This is a genomic window from Pseudomonas sp. 6D_7.1_Bac1 (assembly GCF_025465945.1).
Lineage (GTDB): Bacteria > Pseudomonadota > Gammaproteobacteria > Pseudomonadales > Pseudomonadaceae > Aquipseudomonas.
Genome location: NZ_JANLNW010000006.1, coordinates 1 through 21,255, shown reverse-complemented (window position 1 = coordinate 21,255; position 21,255 = coordinate 1). Strand labels below are relative to the sequence as shown.

The 21,255-nt window shown below is 59.6% G+C and carries 16 protein-coding genes and 1 pseudogene; 7 read left to right on the top strand and 10 right to left on the bottom strand.

Annotated features, from left to right (window positions below; genetic code table 11):
• Nucleotides 1-77 precede the first annotated feature (77 nt).
• The 3 genes from NTD87_RS01370 to uvrD all read right to left on the bottom strand — a co-directional run bounded on the left by NTD87_RS01370 (nt 78) and on the right by uvrD (nt 3,914).
• On the bottom strand, nt 78-947 hold the full coding sequence (locus NTD87_RS01370) for a Tim44 domain-containing protein (protein WP_262111332.1): 870 nt from the start codon (nt 945-947) through the stop codon (nt 78-80).
• Between the two features lie 178 nt (nt 948-1,125).
• Entirely contained in the window at nt 1,126-1,566 is a 441-nt protein-coding gene (locus NTD87_RS01365) for an EamA family transporter (protein ID WP_071552707.1), read from the bottom strand.
• A 164-nt stretch (nt 1,567-1,730) separates the two neighbouring features.
• Nucleotides 1,731-3,914, bottom strand: a complete 2,184-nt coding sequence (uvrD, locus tag NTD87_RS01360; RefSeq protein ID WP_262111330.1) for a DNA helicase II — start codon at nt 3,912-3,914, stop codon at nt 1,731-1,733.
• Nucleotides 3,915-4,173: 259 nt separating this feature from the next.
• On the opposite strand from uvrD, the gene NTD87_RS01355 reads away from it, so the two are divergent.
• The 3 genes from NTD87_RS01355 (at nt 4,174) to NTD87_RS01345 (ending at nt 8,489) form a co-directional block, all read left to right on the top strand.
• Nucleotides 4,174-7,044, top strand: a complete 2,871-nt coding sequence (locus tag NTD87_RS01355; protein WP_262111328.1) for a putative bifunctional diguanylate cyclase/phosphodiesterase — start codon at nt 4,174-4,176, stop codon at nt 7,042-7,044.
• A gap of 154 nt (nt 7,045-7,198) precedes the next feature.
• Complete coding sequence (gene hexR, locus NTD87_RS01350) at nt 7,199-8,065, top strand: transcriptional regulator HexR (protein ID WP_123427501.1); 867 nt, start codon at nt 7,199-7,201, stop codon at nt 8,063-8,065.
• A gap of 214 nt (nt 8,066-8,279) precedes the next feature.
• Nucleotides 8,280-8,489, top strand: coding sequence for a PA3496 family putative envelope integrity protein (locus NTD87_RS01345; protein ID WP_262111325.1), 210 nt, complete (start codon nt 8,280-8,282; stop codon nt 8,487-8,489).
• Here NTD87_RS01345 and NTD87_RS01340 read toward each other — a convergent pair.
• Nucleotides 8,431-9,393, bottom strand: a complete 963-nt coding sequence (locus NTD87_RS01340) for a LysR family transcriptional regulator (protein WP_262111324.1) — start codon at nt 9,391-9,393, stop codon at nt 8,431-8,433. The genes NTD87_RS01345 and NTD87_RS01340 overlap by 59 nt on opposite strands.
• Before the next feature lie 190 nt (nt 9,394-9,583).
• Here NTD87_RS01340 and NTD87_RS01335 point away from each other — a divergent pair, with 190 nt between their 5' ends.
• Together NTD87_RS01335 and oadA are read left to right on the top strand one after the other, a co-directional pair.
• Nucleotides 9,584-10,999, top strand: a complete 1,416-nt coding sequence (locus NTD87_RS01335; RefSeq protein WP_262111323.1) for an acetyl-CoA carboxylase biotin carboxylase subunit — start codon at nt 9,584-9,586, stop codon at nt 10,997-10,999.
• Between the two features lie 11 nt (nt 11,000-11,010).
• Nucleotides 11,011-12,834 (top strand): sodium-extruding oxaloacetate decarboxylase subunit alpha, encoded by a 1,824-nt coding sequence (gene oadA, locus NTD87_RS01330; RefSeq protein WP_262111322.1) that lies wholly within the window; start codon nt 11,011-11,013, stop codon nt 12,832-12,834.
• A 79-nt stretch (nt 12,835-12,913) separates the two neighbouring features.
• Here oadA and NTD87_RS01325 read toward each other — a convergent pair whose 3' ends face one another.
• The gene (locus tag NTD87_RS01325) at nt 12,914-14,416 is read right to left on the bottom strand and encodes an autotransporter domain-containing protein (protein ID WP_262111321.1); all 1,503 of its coding nucleotides are present in this window, start codon (nt 14,414-14,416) and stop codon (nt 12,914-12,916) included.
• 341 nt (nt 14,417-14,757) lie between these two features.
• Here NTD87_RS01325 and NTD87_RS01320 point away from each other — a divergent pair.
• A pseudogene (locus NTD87_RS01320) lies at nt 14,758-14,859 on the top strand (transcriptional regulator); the annotation flags it as partial.
• 491 nt (nt 14,860-15,350) lie between these two features.
• Here NTD87_RS01320 and NTD87_RS01315 read toward each other — a convergent pair.
• From NTD87_RS01315 to NTD87_RS01305, 3 genes are read right to left on the bottom strand one after another with little or no spacing between them, the layout of a single operon-like run.
• Nucleotides 15,351-16,022 carry a GNAT family N-acetyltransferase gene (locus tag NTD87_RS01315; RefSeq protein WP_262111319.1) on the bottom strand — a complete coding sequence of 224 codons (672 nt, stop codon included), beginning with the start codon at nt 16,020-16,022 and terminating at the stop codon, nt 15,351-15,353.
• 17 nt (nt 16,023-16,039) lie between these two features.
• Nucleotides 16,040-16,486, bottom strand: a complete 447-nt coding sequence (locus tag NTD87_RS01310) for a GNAT family N-acetyltransferase (RefSeq protein WP_262111318.1) — start codon at nt 16,484-16,486, stop codon at nt 16,040-16,042.
• 2 nt (nt 16,487-16,488) lie between these two features.
• On the bottom strand, nt 16,489-17,118 hold the full coding sequence (locus NTD87_RS01305; protein WP_262111317.1) for an FMN-binding negative transcriptional regulator: 630 nt from the start codon (nt 17,116-17,118) through the stop codon (nt 16,489-16,491).
• Between the two features lie 104 nt (nt 17,119-17,222).
• Between NTD87_RS01305 and NTD87_RS01300 the strand changes: the two genes are divergently transcribed.
• On the top strand, nt 17,223-18,773 hold the full coding sequence (locus tag NTD87_RS01300; RefSeq protein ID WP_262111316.1) for a PLP-dependent aminotransferase family protein: 1,551 nt from the start codon (nt 17,223-17,225) through the stop codon (nt 18,771-18,773).
• Nucleotides 18,774-18,863: 90 nt separating this feature from the next.
• Here the strand turns inward: NTD87_RS01300 and NTD87_RS01295 are convergent, their stop codons facing one another.
• Entirely contained in the window at nt 18,864-19,979 is a 1,116-nt protein-coding gene (locus NTD87_RS01295) for a polyamine ABC transporter substrate-binding protein (protein ID WP_262111315.1), read from the bottom strand.
• 12 nt (nt 19,980-19,991) lie between these two features.
• Complete coding sequence (locus NTD87_RS01290) at nt 19,992-21,023, bottom strand: histone deacetylase family protein (RefSeq protein WP_262111314.1); 1,032 nt, start codon at nt 21,021-21,023, stop codon at nt 19,992-19,994.
• Nucleotides 21,024-21,255 lie beyond the last annotated feature (232 nt).

Genomic DNA, 21,255 nt, shown 5'->3' with positions numbered 1-21,255 from the left:
GCTATAGATGCAACCGCGAAATAGAAAACCCCAGCCGAGGCTGGGGTTTCATTACAGCATGCGAAACTCGGGCGGTATTAGCCGTTCTGACGGATACCGGCCACCAGCCAAGGCTGGTTCTCGCCCTGCGGACGTTCCATGTTCCAGCTTTCGCTGAACACTTCGCCTTGGTCGAAACGCGAGTTTTTTGACACGCCGCTGAAGGTCAGAGTGGCGATGGTCTTGTCTGCGCGATCATCCACGCCGTCCAGTTGAATGGTGAGGTTGTCGATATAAGTGGACTGGAAGCCGTCACCCAGATCGGCACGTTCGCGCTTGAGGAACTCCAGCATTTGCGGGGTTACGAACTCGGCGATCTTGTCCATTTCATTGGCGTCCCAGTGCTGTTGCAGGGACAGGAAGTGGCTGCGCGCCGCTTCAATGAAGCGCTCTTCGTTGAACCAGGCCGGAGCGTTGATCACCGGACGAGCAGCAGGTGCTGCCGAGCCGCCGAAGATCGAGCCCATGGCCGGCTTCTGTTCGTACACTTCACGCTGCATTGGCGCGCCTGCAGGAGCCATGTGCTCTTGCTGCTTGCGACGACGAGCGGCGATGAAGCGGAAGATCACGAAGGCGATGACCGCCATGATCAGAATGTCGAAAATCTGCATGCCCTGGAAGCCGCCGCCCATGAACATGGAAGCCAGCAGGCCACCGGCAGCGATGCCGGCCAGAGGGCCGAGCCAGCGCGAAGCACCACCGGCTTTGGCGGCAGCGCCTGCGGCACCCGCAGCACCGGCGGTCGCGGCAGCAGAACCCATGCCAGGCGAGGACGGCGCCATTTGGCTGGTCTGGTGAGTAGGCGCGGCGCCTACGCTTTTGCCGCCACCGAAGCGCTTGGCGTTGGCGTCGAGGCTCATCGTCAGGCCGATGCACAACGCCATGACGATGCTAAGAAAACGTTTCATAAAGGGAATTCCCATTTGTGGATGGCACGCGCGCCATGTTGCACAGGTGAAGTGACACTGGCTAGCGGCAGAGTGTTTCGGGCTTTTGCCTGACAGGCTGCGTTCAGCTCGGTCGGTACAAGGAGGCGTGTGTACTTTTGTCTGTAGGACAAGTGGATTGATTCAGCAGGAACGTTTCCTAACGTCGCAATGCCAACATCACCACGCCGGCCGTGATCAGACCGATTCCGCCCCATTGGCGCAGGTCGAGCCGCTCACCCAGCAACACTACGCCCAGTACGGCCACCAGCACCACACTGAGTTTGTCGACAGGTGCTACCAGCGAGGCTGGCCCGAGTTTCAGCGCACGGAAGTAGCAAATCCACGAGGCACCGGTTGCCAGGCCAGACAACAGCAGGAACAGGTAGCTCTTGGCGGATATCGATCCTAATGACTGATATTGGCCCGTTGCGTACAAAATCAAGGCCAGGCTGACCAGTACCACGATTGTGCGTAGCAGCGTGGCGAAGTCGGAATTGACGTTTTCGATGCCGACCTTGGCGAAAATCGCGGTCAGCGCCGCGAATGCCGCCGACAACAGGGCCCAGAATGTCCAGGAAGAAAAGAAGCCTGAGCCCATGTTTTACGCCTTCTACCAGATAAACCTGCTGAGGTGGGGTCCACACAAAACCCTGTGGGAGCGAGCCTGCTCGCGATAGCCGCACCGCGGTTATCAGATATACCGAGGCGCTTCTATTCGCGAGCAGGCTCGCTCCCACAGAACAGCTATCAGACAGATAGCGTTTAGATCGCTTCCAGCTTGGCATAGCCAAGCATCAACCACTTGCTGCCTTCGCTGAAGTTCACTTGCACCCGGGCCTGCGCGCCGGCGCCTTCGAAGTTGAGGATCACCCCTTCGCCGAAGACTGCGTGTTGCACCTGCTGACCGAGGCTGAACGCGGTTTCCGGGATCTCCGTACCGGCGAACAGGCTGCTCGAGCTTTGCTTCTGACCGCCACCGAACGGGCGGCTGACGCTGTTGGACAGTCGCACTTCCTGGATCAAGCCTTTAGGCACTTCGCGTACGAAGCGCGAAACCTTGTTGTAGGTTTCGCTGCCGTACAGGCGTCGGGTTTCGGCATAGGTCATCACCAGGTTCTGCATGGCCCGGGTGATGCCGACATAGGCCAGACGGCGTTCTTCTTCAAGGCGGCCGGGTTCTTCCAGGCTCATCTTGTGTGGGAACAGGCCTTCTTCCATACCCACCAGGAACACGTAAGGGAATTCCAGGCCTTTGGCGCTGTGCAAGGTCATCAGCTGAATGCTGTCTTCGTGCTCGTCGGCCTGGGTGTCACCAGCCTCCAGCGAGGCATGGCCGAGGAACGCGGCCAGCGGCGACAGGTCTTCGTCTTCTTCGGCGCTTTCGAAGTTGCGCGCCGCGCTGACCAATTCCTCAAGGTTTTCTACCCGAGCCTGGCCTTTCTCGCCTTTTTCCGCTTCGTGATAGGCAATCAGGCCGGACTGCTCGATGACCGTTTGAGTCATCAGGTGCAGCGGCATCTCGGCGGTTTTGGCCGCCAGGTCCTCGATCAGCTCGATGAATGCACCCAGGGCGCCGGCTGCTCGACCGGTGAGGCCTTTATTGGCCACCAGCTGACGCATGGCTTCCCACATCGACACATCGCTGTGACGGGCGTGGTCGCGAATCGCTTCGACGGTTTTTTCGCCAATGCCACGGGCCGGAACGTTGATCACCCGTTCCAGCGCCGCGTCGTTGCCACGACCTTCGAGCAAACGCAGGTAGGCCATGGCGTTCTTGATTTCGGCTCGTTCGAAGAAGCGCTGGCCGCCATAGATGCGGTATGGAATGCGCTCGCGCAGCAAGGCTTCTTCCAGAACCCGCGATTGGGCGTTGGAGCGGTACAAAATCGCGATATCGCTGCGGGCCATGCCGGTTTTCAGCGCACTTTCGATGGTTTCCACCACGTAGCGTGCTTCGTCATGTTCGTTGAACGCGGCGTACAGGTTGATCGCTTCGCCTTCGCCGCCGTCGGTCCACAGCTCTTTGCCCAAGCGCCCGGTGTTGTTGGCGATCAAGGCGTTGGCGGCCTTGAGGATCCCGGCGGTGGAGCGATAGTTCTGTTCCAGTCGAATGACTTCCGCGTCCGGGAAGTCGGCCGAATACTGGTGAATGTTCTCGATTTTTGCGCCGCGCCAGCCGTAGATCGACTGGTCGTCGTCGCCAACCACCATCAGGCTGTCGCCGCCCTTGGCCAGCAGTCGCAACCAGGCGTACTGCACGGCGTTGGTGTCCTGGAACTCGTCCACCAGCACATGGCGGAAGCGTTTCTGATAATGCGCCAGCAGGCCCGGATGGTCGCGCCACAGGTCGAGGGCGCGCAGCAGCAGTTCGGAGAAGTCGATGACACCGGCACGCAGGCACGCGGCCTCGTAGGCTTCATAGATGCTGCGCATGGTGGCGAGGAACAGATCGCCGCTGGCTTGAATATGTTGCGGACGAAGACCTTCGTCTTTCTGCCCGTTGATGAACCACTGAGCCTGACGAGCCGGCCAGCGTTGTTCGTCGAGGCCCAGCTCACGGATCACCCGCTTGACCAGACGCTGCTGGTCATCGCTGTCGAGGATCTGGAAGGTCTGGCTCAGGCCGGCTTCCTGCCAATGCGCCCGCAGCAAGCGGTGCGCCAGGCCGTGGAAGGTGCCGACCCACATGCCGGCCGGGTTGATACCCATCAGCTGTTCGATGCGATGGCGCATCTCGGCGGCGGCCTTGTTGGTGAAGGTCACCGACAGGATCGAGTGTGGTGAGGCGTTCTCGACCTGGATCAACCAGGCGATACGGTGCACCAGCACACGGGTTTTACCGGAACCAGCACCGGCCAGGACCAACTGACGACCCACGGAGGCCGCTACGGCCTGACGTTGGGCATCGTTGAGGGAGTTCAGCAGAAGGGAGAGATCATCGCGCATTGGGGCATTCTAGGGCGCCGAGCCATACCGGGCAAACCGAGCTTTGCATTAACCGATGAAAGAATCCTGGAGGACGACCGGTCAGTCACTTGCAGCAAGCCTTGATGGGCCGCGCTTCTGCGGTTTTGAGCGGTTGCAGCGGGCCATTTTTTTTGCTGTTTTTATGATCTGGAGCAGTTTGGTCCGGGCCATTGCTTGTGTATGCTCCGTCGAGTTTCGGGCTCGCATGCTCACCATTATAAGAACAAGAACATTGCCTATGACCCTCAGCTCCAGCCTGTCGGGCCCTCTTGTGGAACCTCGGGTTATCCGCAAACAGTACGCCATGGAAATGGCGGTCGAGCGCACACGCCTGTTGTATCAGGGTTCGTTGCTGCCCACGCTGTTCATGTTGATCAATGGTCTGGTCTGCGCCGGGTTGCTCTGGAGCCCGCAGCGCTACTTGCTGGTGAGCATCTGGCTGATCTGGCTACTGTCGCTGGTGGCGTTGCGAGTGATTCAGGTCGCGGCCTTCGATTCGGCGATGCCCAGCCGTCAGGCGCAGCCGATCTGGCGCCGAATGTTTCTGCTGGGCTCGGCCATCAGCGGCCTGACCCTGGCCGCCGCTGGCATTGCCCTGGTGCCCACCGACAGCTTTCTGCAACAAGCCTGGGTATTCGGCCTGATCGGCGCAGCGACCCTCTCGGCCAGTGTTGCCTATGCGGTGAGCCTGCCAGCTTTCCTGTCGTTTACCTTGCCGTGCCTGTTACCGGCAATCGGCTATTTGTTCTGGGGCGGCGATGAACAGCAGCAAGGCTGGGGCTGGCTCGGGCTGATTCTGCTGGGCTCCTTGAGTGTGGTCGCGTGGCAGGTCAACCGGCTGATCCAGCGCGAGTTGATGCGGCGCTTCCAGAATCAGGCGCTGATCGAACATTTGCAGCAGGCGCAAAGTCGCAGCGAACTGCTCAATCAGGAGCTGGCGCGGGAAATCGAACAGCGCCGCCATGCCGAAGAAGAACTGCGTGAAGCTCAGGTCGGCCTCGAAAGCCGCGTCGCCCAGCGTAGCCGCGAACTGGATGCCGCCAACCAGGCCCTGAGCAAGAGCGAAGCGCGGCTGGCGCTGGCGTTGAAGGCCAGCGAGCTGGGGTTATGGGACTGGAATCTGCAAACAGACGAAGTGCATCACACCCAACTCAAAGAGTTGTTCGGCATTGAGCCGGAATTCGTCACGGCGATGCTCAGCCACCTGAAGCCGCGCCTGCATCCACTGGACTTGCCACCGCTGCGGCGGGCGCTGGTCGAGCATTTGAAGGGTCGCACCGAGGATTATCAGATCGAATATCGCGTGCGCCACGGCGATGGCCATTGGGTCTGGATCGAAGACCGAGGGCGAGCGGTGGAGCGTGGCGCCAACGGGCGGGTGATCCGCATGGTCGGCACCCGACGTGACATCAGCGTCAGCAAAGGCCTGGAAGAACAGCGGCAACTGGCGGCGACGGTGTTTGAAGCGGCCAGCGAAGGCATTGTGATTTTTGACCCGGATTACGCGTTGATCGCGGTCAATCAGGCGTTCAGCCGGGTTACCGGGTATCAGATTGAAGATTTGTTGGGGCGCAATGTAGTCGAGTTGCCGTGCAGTCGTGACGCGCGGCGGCACTATCCGGCGATCCATCAGGCGCTGGAGCAACACGGCAGCTGGCAGGGCGAATTGGTGGAGGCGCGCAAAAACGGCGAGCTCTACCCGCAGTGGCTGCAACTGAACGTGGTGCGCGATATTCGGGGAAATGTCAGCCATATTGTGGGCTTCTTTGCCGACCTATCAGCCCGGCGCGAATCCGAAGAGCGCATGCGCTACCTGACCCATTACGACGAACTGACCGGCCTGGCCAACCGCTCATTGTTCCGCGAACGCCTGAATGAAGCCCATCAACGGGTACGGCAGGGCGGCCGGAGCCTGGCGCTGCTGCACATCAATCTGGACCGCTTCAAATTGCTCAACGACAGCCTCGGCCATGAAGTCGCCGATCAGATGTTGCAGAAAATGGCTCGGCGTCTGGTCAACGCGTTACCGGAGGCGGACACCATTGCACGCTTGTCCGGCGACGAGTTTGCGGTGCTGTTCGACGCATACGGCAATCTGTCGAGTCTGGCGCGGGTCGCCACCCGATTGTCGACCAAGCTGCGCTTGCCTTTGACCGTTGAAGGTCATGAGCTGGTGGTCAGTGCGTCAATGGGCATCAGTATGTTGCCGGACAACGCGCGGGAAATTTCTGCATTGGTCAGCCAGTCGAACATGGCCATGCAGCATGCCAAGCACCTGGGCGGAAACAATTTCCAGTTCTATACCGACAGCCTGCAGGCCAGCACCCTTGAGCGTTTGCAGCTGGAGAACCACCTGCGCAAGGCCATCGAAGAAAAGCAGTTGAAGGTGTTTTACCAACCGAAACTCTGCCTCGCCACTGGCCGGCTGAACGCCGCCGAAGCGCTGGTGCGCTGGGACCATCCGACCATGGGCCGGGTGCCGCCGGGAGATTTTATTGGTCTGGCTGAAGAAACCGGGCTGATCGGGCCGATTGGTGAGTTCGTGCTGCGTCAGGCCTGTTGGCAAGCGTGCGAGTGGCAGCGTCAGGGGCTGGAGCCGATTCGGGTTTCGGTCAATCTGTCGGTCCATCAGTTGCGTCAGGGCAAACTGGTCAGTCTGGTGCGTCAGGTGCTTGAGGAAACCGGTCTGGCGCCGCACTACCTCGAGCTGGAACTGACCGAAAGCCAGTTGCTGGACAGCGTTGAGCACATCATCGCGACCTTCCAGCAGTTACGCGACCTTGGGGTGAAACTGGCGATCGACGATTTTGGCACCGGCTATTCGTCGCTGAGCTACCTCAAGCGCATCCCTGTGGACTACGTGAAGATTGATCAGGCGTTTATTCGTGGGCTGGGCGAGGGCGGTGAAGACGCAGCGATTACCCGGGCAATCATCGCCATGGCCCACGGTCTGTCGCTCAAGGTGGTGGCTGAAGGTGTCGAGCGTCCGGAACAGCTTGAATTCCTCAAGGCCGAGCTATGCGATGAGGTCCAGGGTTACCTGATCAGTCGGCCGGTGGAAGCGTTTGCCGTGGCTGAACTATTACGTGCCGATAATCCCTTTGCGTAACGGAGCGCAGACTGCGCCAGTTGCTACATGGGGTGTGCCCGGCCAAAACAGGGGTATCGAGTTACGCATTGAACAGGCAAAAAGCGAATTCTTGTAGTATAACTACAAACTTGCTACATCCCCGGCGTCAGCCAATAACAATGAGTCCTGCCCTTTGAACCTGTTGCAACATATCGCCCAGTCTCGCCACCTGTTACGCAAATCGGAGCTCAAGGTTGCCGATCACGTGCTGCTTGACCCTGCGGCTGTGATGCACAGTTCCATGGCCGATCTGGCCCACAGCGTCGGCATCAGCGAGCCGACCATCGTGCGCTTCTGCCGCGCCATCGGTTGTTCGGGTTTTCAGGACTTGAAGCTGAAACTGGCGCAAAGCCTGGCAGCAGGGGCGAGCTTCGGGCAGTTCGCGATTCACGAAGACGATTCGGTCGCCGACTACAGCCTGAAGATTTTCGATACCACCCTGCACACCCTGATGGAGGTTCGCGAGAAGCTCGATCCGGTGGAGTTGCAGAAAGCTGTGACGCTCATGTCTCAGGCTCAGCGCGTCGAGTTCTATGGTTTTGGTGCGTCTGGCGCCGTTGCTGCGGATGCCCAACATAAATTCTTCCGGTTACTGCTGACCGCTGCGGCCTATTCCGACCCGCACATGCAGGCGATGTCGGCGGTCACGCTGAAACCGACGGATGTGGCGATCTGCATTTCCCAGTCGGGTCGTTCCAAGGACCTGTTGATCACCGCCAATCTGGTCCGTGAGAGCGGTGCCTCGCTGATCACCTTGTGCCCAAGTCAGACCCCGTTGGCCGAGTTGTCGACCGTCAACCTGGCGATCGATGTGCACGAAGACACCGAGATCTATACGCCACTGACCTCGCGTATCGCGCACCTGGTGGTGATCGATGTATTGGCCATGGGCGTGGCCATGGCGCGCGGGCCGAGTCTGGTCAATCACCTCAAGAGCGTCAAACGCAGCCTTCGCAGCCTGCGCCTGTCACCCAAGTCGGTCAAAGCGCTGGACGACTGAGTCTGACCTGAAATGGCTGGAAGGCCGTTCCGGCCTTATCGCGAGCAGGCTCGCTCCCACATGGGACCACGGTTAAATGTGGGAGCGAGCCTGCTCGCGATAGCGTCCTCAAATACACCTCGGCAACGTTCATCACTCTGTCATCGACCCGCCGCCAAACCGTCATCCCTCGCGCCTATCTTGAAATTCCCGTACTCGCCTTGGGAGACTCGAAATGGCCCAGCACTACGAAGAACGCAACAGCGCAGTCAAAACCCGCCGTCAGCAAGAAGACCAGCGTCGCATGGCGTTTCGCCGTGCAATTGAAGATCGTTGCGAGCACCGCCAGCTTCTGGCCGAGATCGGTGAATATCCGGATCTGGAGCTCAACTACTGGCAGGCAAAACCGGCAGCTTCGCGTCGAAGCGCTCAACCAGCGCGCTGATCTGCACCCGTTCACTGCGGATAAACCCCAGGAACGCATGCGCGACCGGTGACAGGCGTTTGGCTTTGGCTTGCACCAGGCACCAGCTGCGATACAGCGGCAGCTCTTCGACTGGCAACTCTTTGAGACCGCCAGTCGCCAACTCCAGGTTCAGGGCGTGGCGCGTTAACAAGGCCAGGCCCAGACCTGCCACCACGCATTCACGCTGGGCTTCGGCCGACGAGACTTCCTGAGTCTGGTTGAAGTGCACACGTTTCTCTTTGAAGTACTCTTCGCACGCCAATCGAGTCCCTGAGCCAGGCTCGCGCAACAGCAGCGTGTAGGGCTCAAGATCCTGCAAGCGCAGAGGCCCCATGTGGCACAGCGGATGATCCGGTGGCGCCACGGCGACGATCGGGTTGTTGAGGAACGGCAAGAACTCCAGCCCCATGTCCTGTGGCACCATGGACATGATCACCAGATCGTCACGATTGTCGGACAGGCGCCGGATCACCTGTCCGCGGTTGACCACCGTCAGTTGCAGGTTCACTTCCGGGTGCTGGCGCTTGAAGGCGGCAAACAGGTGCGGGACGAAGTACTTCGCGCTGGACTCCACCGCCAGTTTCAGCTGACCTTGCAGAGAACCTTGCATGTCCGAGAGCTGCATATCAAGGTTCTCCAGGCGCCCGAAAATATCCCGACTGGCGCGCTGTAACGCTTCAGCCGCTTCGGTCATGTAGAGCTTTTTGCCGACATAATCGAACAAAGGTTGACCAATCAGCTCTTCAAGCTGACGAATCTGTAGGCTGACGGCTGGTTGTGTGAGCGACATTTCATCGGCTGCACGGCTGTAGGAACGCAAATCGCAGACTTCATTGAAGATCTGAAGTTGGCGTAATGTCATACGCATCAAGGACTTACGCATTATCTAGAGACTCTTGCCGCAGGCTGGTCGTTCAACTATAAGTCTTTACTTATGCCTGACCCAATAATTATTGATTTTTGTTAATCCCTTGAGCGGGCTAGTGTGGCTGTGCGACTGGCTTGAAACATTTAGTCACGCGCCGACCCGGTCCAGGGGTCGTGGGTAGCAACCGGCTCAAGGGAACCTCCAAGTGATAAAAAAAATCCTGATTGCCAACCGTGGTGAGATTGCCGTACGAATCGTACGTGCCTGCGCCGAGATGGGCATTCGTTCGGTCGCGATCTATTCCGACGCCGATCGCCATGCGTTGCATGTCAAACGCGCCGATGAAGCCCACAGCATTGGTGCCGAGCCACTGGCCGGTTACCTGAACCCGCGCAAGCTGGTGAACCTGGCGGTGGAAACCGGTTGCGACGCGTTGCACCCAGGTTATGGCTTTCTTTCGGAAAACGCCGAGTTGGCCGATATCTGCGCTGAGCGCGGCATCAAATTCATTGGCCCGTCGGCGGAAGTCATTCGCCGCATGGGCGACAAGACCGAAGCCCGCCGCAGCATGATCAAGGCCGGTGTGCCGGTCACACCAGGTACTGAAGGCAACGTCGCCGACATCGCCGAAGCCCTGACCGAAGGCGATCGCATCGGTTACCCGGTGATGCTCAAGGCTACTTCCGGTGGTGGCGGTCGCGGGATTCGTCGCTGCAACAGCCGCGAAGAACTGGAGCAAGCGTTCCCCCGAGTGATTTCCGAAGCGACCAAGGCCTTTGGTTCGGCGGAAGTCTTCCTCGAAAAATGCATCGTCAATCCCAAGCACATTGAAGCGCAGATCCTTGGCGACAGCTTTGGCAATGTGGTGCACCTGTTCGAGCGTGATTGCTCGATCCAGCGTCGTAACCAGAAGCTGATCGAAATCGCCCCGAGCCCGCAACTGACGCCAGAACAACGCGCCTATATCGGCGACCTGTCGGTGCGTGCGGCCAAGGCGGTAGGTTACGAGAACGCCGGTACCGTGGAGTTCCTGCTCGCCGAGGGCGAGGTGTACTTCATGGAGATGAACACCCGGGTGCAGGTGGAACACACCATCACCGAAGAAATCACCGGCATCGACATCGTCCGCGAGCAGATCCGCATTGCGTCCGGCCTGCCACTGTCAGTGAAACAGGAAGACATCCAGCACCGCGGTTTCGCGCTGCAATTCCGGATCAACGCCGAAGACCCGAAAAACAACTTCCTGCCGAGTTTCGGCAAGATCACCCGTTACTACGCACCCGGCGGTCCCGGCGTACGTACCGACACGGCGATCTATACCGGTTATACCATCCCACCGTTTTACGATTCCATGTGCTTGAAACTGGTGGTCTGGGCACTGACTTGGGAAGAAGCGATGGACCGTGGCTTGCGCGCCCTCGACGACATGCGTCTGCAAGGGGTCAAGACCACCGCCGCTTATTACCAGGAAATCCTGCGTAACCCGGAATTCCGTAGCGGTCAGTTCAACACCAGCTTCGTTGAAAGCCATCCCGAGCTGACCAACTACTCGATCAAGCGCAAACCCGAAGAGCTGGCCCTGGCCATCGCCACCGCCATCGCCGCTCACGCAGGCCTGTGAGGAATATTCCAATGACCAATTCTTTACCTACAAAGCGTATCCACGTAACCGACACAATCCTGCGCGACGCCCACCAATCGCTGCTCGCGACCCGCATGCGCACCGACGACATGCTGCCGATCTGCGACAAGCTCGACAAAGTCGGCTACTGGTCGCTGGAAGTCTGGGGCGGCGCGACCTTCGATGCCTGCGTACGTTTCCTCAAAGAAGACCCGTGGGAGCGCCTGCGCAAACTGCGCGCGGCGTTGCCTAACACCCGTCTGCAAATGCTCCTGCGCGGCCAGAACCTGTTGGGCTATCGCCACTACAGTGACGACGTGGTCAAAGCCTTTGTCGCCAAGGCTGCGGTGAATGGCATCGACGTGTTCCGCATCTTCGACGCGATGAACGACGTGCGTAACCTGCGGGTGGCCATTGAAGCGGTAAAAGCCGCCGGCAAACACGCCCAGGGCACCATCGCCTACACCACCAGCCCGGTGCACACCATCGAGGCGTTCGTGGCGCAAGCCAAGCAAATGGAAGCCATGGGTTGCGACTCGGTGGCAATCAAAGACATGGCGGGCCTGCTGACCCCGTACGCCACTGGCGAATTGGTCAAGGCACTGAAAAGCGAGCAGTCGCTGCCAGTGTTCATTCACTCTCACGATACCGCTGGCCTGGCTTCGATGTGCCAACTCAAGGCCATTGAAAATGGTGCCGACCATATCGACACCGCGATCTCCAGTTTCGCGTGGGGCACCAGCCACCCAGGCACCGAGTCGATGGTCGCCGCGCTAAAAGGCAGTGAGTTCGACACCGGCCTCAGCCTGGAACTGCTGCAGGAAATCGGTTTGTACTTCTACGCCGTGCGTAAGAAGTACCACCAGTTCGAAAGCGAGTTCACTGCCGTCGACACTCGGGTGCAAGTCAATCAGGTGCCGGGCGGGATGATTTCCAACCTCGCCAACCAGTTGAAAGAGCAGGGCGCTCTGAACCGCATGAGCGAAGTGCTGGCCGAAATTCCACGGGTTCGAGAAGACCTTGGTTTCCCACCGCTGGTGACCCCGACTTCGCAGATTGTCGGTACTCAGGCGTTCTTCAATGTGTTGGCCGGTGAGCGCTACAAAACCATCACCAACGAAGTGAAGCTCTACCTGCAAGGCGGCTACGGCAAGGCGCCAGGTGTTGTTAACGAGAAGCTGCGTCGTCAGGCGATCGGCAGCGAAGAAGTCATCGATGTCCGTCCGGCGGATTTGATCAAGCCGGAAATGACCAAACTGCGCGGCGAAATCGGTGCCTTGGCCAAGTCTGAAGAAGACGTGCTGACCTACGCGATGTTCCCGGACATCGGCCGCAAGTTCCTTGAAGAACGCGAAGCCGGCACCCTGACTCCGGAAGTGCTGTTGCCGATTCCAGAAGCCGATGGCGTGACCTCGGCAAGTGGCGAAGGTGTACCGACCGAGTTCGTCATCGACGTTCACGGCGAAACCTACCGCGTCGACATCACCGGTGTGGGCGTCAAGGCCGAAGGCAAGCGTCACTTCTACCTGTCCATCGACGGCATGCCGGAAGAAGTGGTGTTCGAGCCGCTCAACGAATTCGTCAGCGGCGGCAGCAGCAAGCGCAAGCAAGCCAGCGCACCGGGCCATGTCAGCACCACCATGCCAGGCAACATCGTCGATGTGCTGGTCAAGGAAGGCGACACCGTGAAAGCCGGCCAGGCTGTGCTGATCACCGAAGCGATGAAGATGGAAACCGAAGTGCAAGCGGCCATCGCCGGTAAAGTTACCGCCATCCACGTGGCCAAGGGCGACCGGGTCAACCCGGGCGAAATCCTGATCGAGATCGAAGGCTGATTTAACAGCCTCGTCTCTAACGCTTTAAACCTCGGGGGGGCATGTGCTCCCCTTTTTTTTGTCTGGTGTTGTCAGCGTTTTAGAAGCTCATCCGCCACTGACCCATCACGCTGTTATCGCGGCTGTTGCTGCCCTTCTCGCCGTTGTAGGCAACGCTCAGAAAGTGTTGCTTCGAGACCGCCAGATCCAACCCAGCTTCCAGTGTCAGGCTGTTGCGATCCAGTGCAATGCCTTCGACGTAGAAACTCTCGCTACCCGCCAAAAAAAACTGACGCACATGGCTGCTGACATCGCCGTAGGTGTGCTTCCAGCCGGCGCTCATGCGCGGGGTCAGGCTCATGCCGTTCTCCAGGTCACTGCGGTGTGCCAGGCGCAGACCAAAGATGCTGTTGAAGTTGCGTTGGGTTTGCTCGTCGACCTTCAATGCTGCAGCCCCGCCTTTTTCCCGATAGCTGTCGCGTTGATAATGCTCGTGACCGAGGTTTGCAAAAGGCTCGACCTGAAAGGCGCCACTGCCCAGGTTGTATCCTAGCTCGGCGAAAACCTGCTGGCTGCTGGCGTTGTAGCTGCCTTTGAGTCTGTCGCTGTAACGACTGAAGGCAACATTGCGTTTGGTGGTTCCGCTATGACTGCTGTAGGTCGCACCCAGTCGCAATGCCAACGGGCCGCTTTGACGCAGCGCATAGGCACCGAGGTGCCAGCTGTCGAGATCGCCGTCCAGTAGCACCCCATCCAGGCGTGTTTGTGATTTGCCACCGAGCAGGCCTACGCGCCATTCACTGTCGAGTGACCAGTCTGCACCCACCACAACGCCGTGAGTGCGTTGCCGCAGGGCACTGTCGTCCAGTTTGTCATCGAGGGTTGCGGAGTTACCCAGCGCCTGGACCCAGACCCTGCCGTTGGTCTCGTGGCCGGTTGCCGAGCGATCTAGCAGGCTTGCATCGTCGCTCAGCTCGCGCATGGTCGAAAGCATGCTCGCGCTTACCGGCCGGGCGCTGCTCAAGGTGGCAGTAGCGAGGTTGGCGTTGCTGACGCCGGCCAGTTGTTCCAGTGCTATGGCGGCATTCTCGGTGTCGCTGGTGAGGAGGGCATTGATGGCGGCATTGTTCGCATCAGCCTTCGGTGTTTGCGTTGTGCCGGGCTTATCGGTTTCGAGGCTGTTGGCGACCTGGCGGGCATTGTCGGTGGTGGCTGCGCTTTCCAGCGACACATCGAGGGCGTTTGTAGCCAGCTCTGCCGGGAGTTCAGACGTCAGCGCAGCACTCAACCCTTCACTTGCCGTGGGTTCATTTGTGTCATACATCGTGTCGACGGGCAGCGGATCAGGAACGGGAAGCGCTTGCCTGTTATCGGCGGTGATCGACTCTACGGCTGTGGTGGCGAGGACGTCAGATATGGGCTGCCGGGCGGAGTTCTGGGCATCGGGTTTGGGTTTCGCAGGTTTTCGGGCCTTGACCGGACTGGGCTTGGTCTCGGTTACTGCGGGCTCTGTTTGCTGGGCATGGGACATGTCGATGCCGCCGAAGGCGAGGGCGATAGCCAGGGCGAGATGGTGTGGGCGATGAGTGTGCAGAATGAGCATTGAATGCGACCTCTTCCTTGGGGAGGTCGAACTGTAAAAGGGTGGGTGCATGCCCTGATGCCGGGTATTTCCGGCTCTGTTGCAAGGCGCTGGAGTTTCGGTTGTAGCAAAGGACCCGCCCACGAGGCCACATGATCATTGGCCACCTTTCACTGGCGTTTTTCCTTACGCCGTTCTCGGATGTGTCGATTTGCGAAGGCTTGGAAACTCGTCTGCCACTGCGCTTTCGCACTGAAAAGCGCCTAGATATGCAATTTAATGCGTGTTTTATCTGTTTTTACTCTCCATATCTGCAATAGATTGCATAGTCGGAGGGTGAGTTGGATTTGTTCGGAGTCGATGAGCATGGGGAAGGGAACCAGGCGCTGAAGTCGTTGAATACGGTGTTCAGACCGTTTGGGTTTCAAATGGGGGTTGTGAAGGTTCGACGTACGATCAGCTGACTGGCTGGTTGGGGCGCGCCGAGGGCTTGCTCCAATGCGGTAAGTTAAGCGGTTACGCGAACCGTAGCAGCTGGCGAAGCCTGCGTTCGGCTGCGAAGCAGTCGCAAACAGGCAATATGCAGTGTTCCTGAAATGACGAAGTTTGCCATTTTGCGAGCGCTACGCACTCGAACGCAGCCTCGCAGGCTCGACAGCTGCTACGGGGAATGTGTTGAAGGCCCGCGATGGCGACCTCATAGCTAACCGGTTTCAAAAGGTCGTTTTCGCTCATTAGCGTAGGACGGCATCCGAGATGCGGAAACCGGGTTTTGCATCGCTTCTGGCTCGCCTATAGTCCTCGTGTCACTTCCTAAGCCGTGACTGATCTTAGCCGGTCAAATACTAGGAGCAATTCCTCAGCTGTATCGTAAAAATCAAAAGATCGCAGCCTGCGGCAGCTCCGCCGATCTATGGAGCTGCCGAAGGCTGCGATCTTTTGCTATTAGGGGCTGTTATCCCCGGCACTCGACCAGTGTTTTCAACTGACCCGAGTCCGTCTGGTTTTCCTCGCTCAACCACTTCTCAAACCCCGCCCCAATCGCCGGCCACTCCGAATCCAGAATCGAGTACCACGCCGTATCACGGTTCTGGCCCTTGACCACCATATGCTGGCGGAACACGCCTTCGAAGCTGAAGCCCAGGCGTTCGGCTGCGTATTTGGAGCGGGCGTTGCCGTTGTTGCACTTCCATTCCAGGCGACGGTAGCCCATGGCGAACGATTCTTTGGCCAGCAGGTAAACCGCTTCGGTGCTTTTCGGTGAGCGCTGCATCGGTGCGCCGAAGGTGACGTGGCCGATTTCGATGCGGCCTTGGGCCGGGACGATCGACATCAGGCTGAGGATGCCTTGCACTTCACCGCTGGCACGGTCGATTACGCTGAAAAAATACGGGTCGCTGTTGGCGGCGTGGTTGTTCAGCCAATCGTTGAACGCGCTGCGCTCCGGGAACGGGCCGTAAGGCAAGTAGTCCCACAGCTTCGGGTCGGCGCCCGGACCTTGCAAGGCTTTGAACAAGCCATCGGCGTGACGCGCCGGGTCGAGTTTTTCCAGGCGAATGAAGCGTCCTTCGATCAGTTGAACCGTTGGCGCAGGGACGCCTTTCCAGTCGGCGAGTGAAATGCTCATGCTGCTCTCCTTGAACCTTAAAGGCTTTTGCGAAACTGGATGAAGCCTGGGCGTTCGGCGATGCGCTCGTAGAGCTGGATCGCGGTGGCGTTGGTTTCGTGGGTCAGCCAATGAACCTTGCAGCAACCGTCTGCTTTGGCGGTGGCGTAGACGAACTCGATCAGCAATCGACCGATACCGGTGCCGCGTTGCTCGGGCGCCACCAGCAAGTCTTGCAGGTAGCAGGCGTTTTCGATGCTCCAGTTCGAGCGGTGATAGATGAAATGCACCAGACCCACGGCCTTGCCATCGACCCAGGCGAGGGCCGCGTGGGTCGGTTCCTCTGGATCGAGCAAGCGTTGCCAGGTGCTCTGATAAACCGTGTCCGGTAACTCGGTGTTGTAAAAACGCAGGTAGGCTTGCCACAGCGGTTGCCAGGCGGCGTGGTCCTTGGTGGTGACACGGCGAATCTCGATCTGGCTCATGATCATTCCTTGGGTATCAAGTGGGCGAGGGCCTGGTCGCGCAAGTCGGGGCTGGCGATCAGCCCTTCGCGTACGCCGGCGATGTCTGCGGTACTGCGGTTCTGACTGAGCTTGCGCTTGCCTTCCAGGCGCTGGATCGGCAGGGCGAAGCCGACGATGGCCTTGAGCATGCTATCGATGTAATCGGGTGGCGCATCGTCGACTTTCCAGGGCTTGGCGCGGCCGGTTTCATGGCGATCAGTCAGGGCGCTGACCAGATTGCGCAAGCGATGGGCGTCGCTGAACACTTCGGCGTTGCCGTAGGCGTGCACGGCCACGTAGTTCCAGGTCGGCACGACTTTGCCGTGCTCGGCTTTGCTGGGGTAGAACGACGGGCTGACGTAAGCATCGGCCCCGGCAAAAATCACCAGCGCCTCGGCCCCGGCCTCCAGATCCCGCCACTGCGGATTGGCTCGGGCCAGGTGGCCGTAAAGGGTGCCATTGGGGCCTTGTTCCGGGCTCAGCAGCAGCGGTAAATGGCTGGCCTGCAAACCGTGCTCACCATGGGTGACCAGTACGGCCAGGCGAGTGTCGAGAATCTGCTGATGCAGGGCGGGGAGGTCGTCGATGGCAAATGCGCTGGGGGTGTACATGGAAATTTTCCTTGGCGAATGCCTGCATCCTAGGCACGCTATTGGTCTGTTGTAAGAGCCATTAATAGTCAATTTCATAGGTCCATTAACAAGGCTCCATTGCCATGAACAACCCGCTGCTGTCCCTGTCGTTCAACCCGGCGGGTATCGAACTCGATCGCCGTCAGGGCTTGAGTCGCCAGCTCTACCAGGCGCTGCGCCTGCGCGTGCTCGACGGCCGACTGGTCGGCGGCACACGCTTGCCAGCCAGCCGCGATCTGGCGGCAGCGTTGTCGATTTCCCGCAACAGCGTGGTCCGTGCCTACGACCAACTCTACGCCGAAGGTTTCATCGAAGGGCGGGTAGGTGACGGCACGTATGTGGCGCAATTGCCGCAAACGGCGTTGTCCACGAAAAAACTATCCACAAAAGTATCCACAGGGTTTTCAACAGGCTTACCCACAGGGTTATCCACAAAATCGCCCAATTTACCTGTAGTTACATCCAGTAAAGTTATCCACAGCAGTGCTCTGGAGCGGGTCGAGAAGCATCATTTGAGCAGACCACCGAGTGGTCCACCGAGGGCTTTTCGGGTGGGGGTGCCGGCCTTCGATCTGTTTCCGTTCGAGGTCTGGGCCAAGCTGAATGCGGCTTTCTGGCGCAAGCCGGATTTACAGCAACTGTGTTACGGCGCGCCCGAAGGTGACGAACGCTTGCGCGGATTGATCGCGGCCTATTTGCGCAGTTCGCGGGGCATGCAGTGCAGCGCTGAGCAAATTGTGATCACCAGCGGCGCACAGCAGGGGATTAGCCTTTGTGCACAGCTGCTGGTGGAGCCCGGCGATGGGGTGGCGGTGGAAAACCCTGGCTATCGCGCCGCCGGGCATGCCTTCGCGGTCGCCGGTGCGCGGTTACAGGGTGTCTCAGTGGACAGCGACGGCATTAATTGTGCCGAACTCGATCGCCTGAGTGACTGCCGACTGGCCTATGTCACGCCGTCTCATCAGTACCCGACCGGAGTGATCATGAGCCTGGCTCGGCGTCTGGAATTGCTCGCCTGGGCCGAGCGCACTGACGGCTGGATCATCGAGGACGACTACGACGGCGAGTATCGCTACAGCGGCGCGCCTTTGGCGCCCTTGGCGGCGCTGGATCGGCACGGTCGGGTGCTCTACGTCGGCACTTTCGGCAAGGTCGCGTTTCCGGCGTTGCGTCTGGGCTACCTGGTGTTGCCGGTGGGGCTGGTGGAGGCGTTTGCCCAGCGCCGGGCGGTGGACGTGCGGCACTCCGAGGTCAGCACTCAGGCGGTGATGGCCGAGTTTATGGCTACGGGTCACTTTCAGCGGCACATTCGCCGCATGCGCCGTGCGGCTCTGAGCCGCCGTAATACGCTGCTGGCCGGTTGGCCCGCGGATATCCCGGGGGTTGGCAGCCTGCCAACCGTGGCGGCGGGATTACATTTGACCGTACCGGTCGAGAGCCTGGCGCGTGAGTGTGAGCTGATCGAAAAAGCCGCCAGCGTCGAAGTCGAGATCAACGGCTTGAGCAGTTATTGGCTAGCGGACTCAAGCACTCCGGTGGATCAGCGCGCGGGGTTGGTGCTGGGTTTTGCGGCGGTGCCGGAAGCGGCGATCGAGTCAGCGCTGGCGCGTTTGCGCAGTGTCTGGCGTCGGTGAAACAGGTGTAAACCTTATCCAGGACGGGACAGTCAGGTAAAAAAGACCCGCGCGGGGCGGGTCTTCAATGGCGCGCAAACGAGGGGTTGTTCAGGTGCCGGACTTGATCTTGGTCCAGGCCCGGGTCCGCGCCCGTTCCGCTTCACGCGGCAGCGGTTGCAGGGTGTAAAGCGTGCTCATCGCCGCTTCGGTCGGGTACAGGTTCGGGTTGTTGCGAATGGCCGGGTCGACCAGTTCGGTGGCGTCCTTGTTCGGGTTTGGATAGCCGACAAAGTCGCTGACCGGCGCGATGACCTTCGGTTGCAACAGGTAGTTGATGAAGGTGTAGGCGTCTTCCGAGTCTTTTGCCCCTTTCGGGACCGCGAGCATGTCGAACCAGATCGGCGCGCCTTCTTTCGGCAGACGCATGTCGACGATCACACCATTCTTGGCTTCCTTGGCGCGGTTGGCGGCCTGGGAGAAGCTGCCGGAGTAACCGACGGCCACGCAGATGTCACCGTTAGCGATGTCGGCCATGTACTTGGAGGAGTGGAAGTAGGTGATGTACGGGCGAATCTTCATCAGCAACGCTTCAGCCTTGTCGTAATCGGCGGGCTTTTTGCTGTTGGGGTCCAGGCCCAGGTGTTGCAGGGCCAGCGGTAGAATCTCCGACGGCGAGTCGAGCAGGGCTACGCCGCACTGCTTGAGCTTGCTGATGTTCTCTTCCTTGAAGATCAGGTCCCAGCTGTCCACCGGTGCGTTGGCGCCCAGCGCCGCCTTGACCTTGTCCGGGTTGAAGCCGATCAGGATGGTGCCGTACATGTACGGTACGGCGAACTTGTTGCCCGGATCGTTGGCCTCGATCAGCTTCATCAGCTTCGGATCGAGGTGGTTCCAGTTTGGCAGTTTGCTGCGGTCCAGCGGCTGGAAAACCCCGGCCTCGATCTGCTTGGCGAGGAACACGTTGGACGGCACCACCACGTCGTAACCGGAGTTGCCAGTGAGCAGCTTGGCCTCCAACGCTTCGTTGGTGTCAAAGATGTCGTAGACCAGTTTGGTCTGGGTGTTCTCGGCCTTGAAGTCTTCGAGAGCCTTGGGGGTGATGTAGTCGAACCAGTTGTAGACCCGCAAGGTGCGCTCTTCAGCGTGTACTGCGCCGCTGAGGACCGTGGCGCACAGCACTGTGGTGAAGAGTGCCGGCGCGATAAAACGCTTGAGTTGATTCATTGTTCTAATTCCTCATTGGGCGCTTTTGAAACCTTCGAGAACGTTCACGGCATTGATGCCGATTTCTTCCACCGCGTAACCGCCTTCCATCACGAACAGGGTTGGCTTGCCGAGGCCTGCGATACGCTCGCCCATCGCCAGGTAATCCGGGCTGTCGAGCTTGAACTGGGAGATCGGATCGTCCTTGAAGGTGTCGACGCCCAGGGACACGACCACGATGTCCGCACCGTAGCGTTCGATCTCTTTGCAGGCCTGTTCCAGCGCGGCGCTCCAGGTGTCCCAGCCAGAACCTGCGGGCAATGGGTAGTTGAAGTTGAAACCAGCGCCGGCGCCTTCGCCGCGTTCGTCTTCGTAACCGAGGAAGAACGGAAACTCGGCTTCCGGGTGGCCATGGATCGAGGTGAACAGCACGTCGCTGCGCTCATAGAAAATCGATTGGGTGCCGTTGCCGTGGTGGTAGTCGACGTCGAGGATCGCGACTTTCTTGTGACCCTGATCGAGGAATGCCTGGGCCGCGATGGCGGCGTTGTTGAGGTAGCAATAACCGCCCATCAAGTCGCTGGCGGCGTGATGTCCCGGTGGACGACACAGGGCGAACGCACTGCGTGCACCGCGCTGGATCGCGGCTTGAGCGGTCAGTGCGACTTGCGCTGCGCTATAGGCCGCTTGCCAGGTGCCGGCGGTGATCGGCGCGCCGCCGTCAAAGCTGTAGTAGCCGAGCTGGCCATGCAGGCTGGTTGGTATGACGCGGCGCAGTGTGCGGGCCGGCCAGGTGTAGGGCAGCAAGTCGCCGTCACGCTCGAACTCGGTCCAGCGCTGCCAGGCACCTTTGAAGAACGTCAGGTAGTCGTCGCTGTGAATGCGCTGGATCGGTCCAAGTCCGAAGTCTTGCGGCGCTTCCACCGGCCCCAGCTCACGGTATTGAACGCGCGCCAGAACGTGGTCGGCCCGCGAGGGCATTTCGAAGCAGGGCATCAGTTGCCCGTCCATCAATTCGCAGCGTCCGTGGTGCAGGTGGTGATCGTCTGAGTAGATCGTCAGCATTTTCTTGTTCTCCGCAGGCTGATTCGGTTGAACACAGTCTTGCGGCGTGCGCGGTTTCAGAGAACGGCAGGAAAGGCCAAAAGGGGATAAATATGGCCAGAGTGTTTGACCGAAATTCGCCCCTTAAAGGTGCGAATGTGCCCTGTTCAGGGCGTGCAACGCGGAGCCTGTGGGAGCGAGCTTGCTCGCGAAGGCGCCTTCAAGGGCGCCAAAACCATCGCGCGCAAGCTCG

Coding starts and splice junctions, on each gene's coding strand:
- NTD87_RS01370 (WP_262111332.1), bottom strand. CDS start 947: ATGAAACGTTTTCTTAGCATCGTCATGGCGTTGTGCATCGGCCTGACG.
- NTD87_RS01365 (WP_071552707.1), bottom strand. CDS start 1,566: ATGGGCTCAGGCTTCTTTTCTTCCTGGACATTCTGGGCCCTGTTGTCG.
- uvrD (WP_262111330.1), bottom strand. CDS start 3,914: ATGCGCGATGATCTCTCCCTTCTGCTGAACTCCCTCAACGATGCCCAA.
- NTD87_RS01355 (WP_262111328.1), top strand. CDS start 4,174: ATGACCCTCAGCTCCAGCCTGTCGGGCCCTCTTGTGGAACCTCGGGTT.
- NTD87_RS01345 (WP_262111325.1), top strand. CDS start 8,280: ATGGCCCAGCACTACGAAGAACGCAACAGCGCAGTCAAAACCCGCCGT.
- NTD87_RS01340 (WP_262111324.1), bottom strand. CDS start 9,393: ATGCGTAAGTCCTTGATGCGTATGACATTACGCCAACTTCAGATCTTC.
- oadA (WP_262111322.1), top strand. CDS start 11,011: ATGACCAATTCTTTACCTACAAAGCGTATCCACGTAACCGACACAATC.
- NTD87_RS01325 (WP_262111321.1), bottom strand. CDS start 14,416: ATGCTCATTCTGCACACTCATCGCCCACACCATCTCGCCCTGGCTATC.
- NTD87_RS01315 (WP_262111319.1), bottom strand. CDS start 16,022: ATGAGCATTTCACTCGCCGACTGGAAAGGCGTCCCTGCGCCAACGGTT.
- NTD87_RS01310 (WP_262111318.1), bottom strand. CDS start 16,486: ATGAGCCAGATCGAGATTCGCCGTGTCACCACCAAGGACCACGCCGCC.
- NTD87_RS01305 (WP_262111317.1), bottom strand. CDS start 17,118: ATGTACACCCCCAGCGCATTTGCCATCGACGACCTCCCCGCCCTGCAT.
- NTD87_RS01300 (WP_262111316.1), top strand. CDS start 17,223: ATGAACAACCCGCTGCTGTCCCTGTCGTTCAACCCGGCGGGTATCGAA.
- NTD87_RS01295 (WP_262111315.1), bottom strand. CDS start 19,979: ATGAATCAACTCAAGCGTTTTATCGCGCCGGCACTCTTCACCACAGTG.
- NTD87_RS01290 (WP_262111314.1), bottom strand. CDS start 21,023: ATGCTGACGATCTACTCAGACGATCACCACCTGCACCACGGACGCTGC.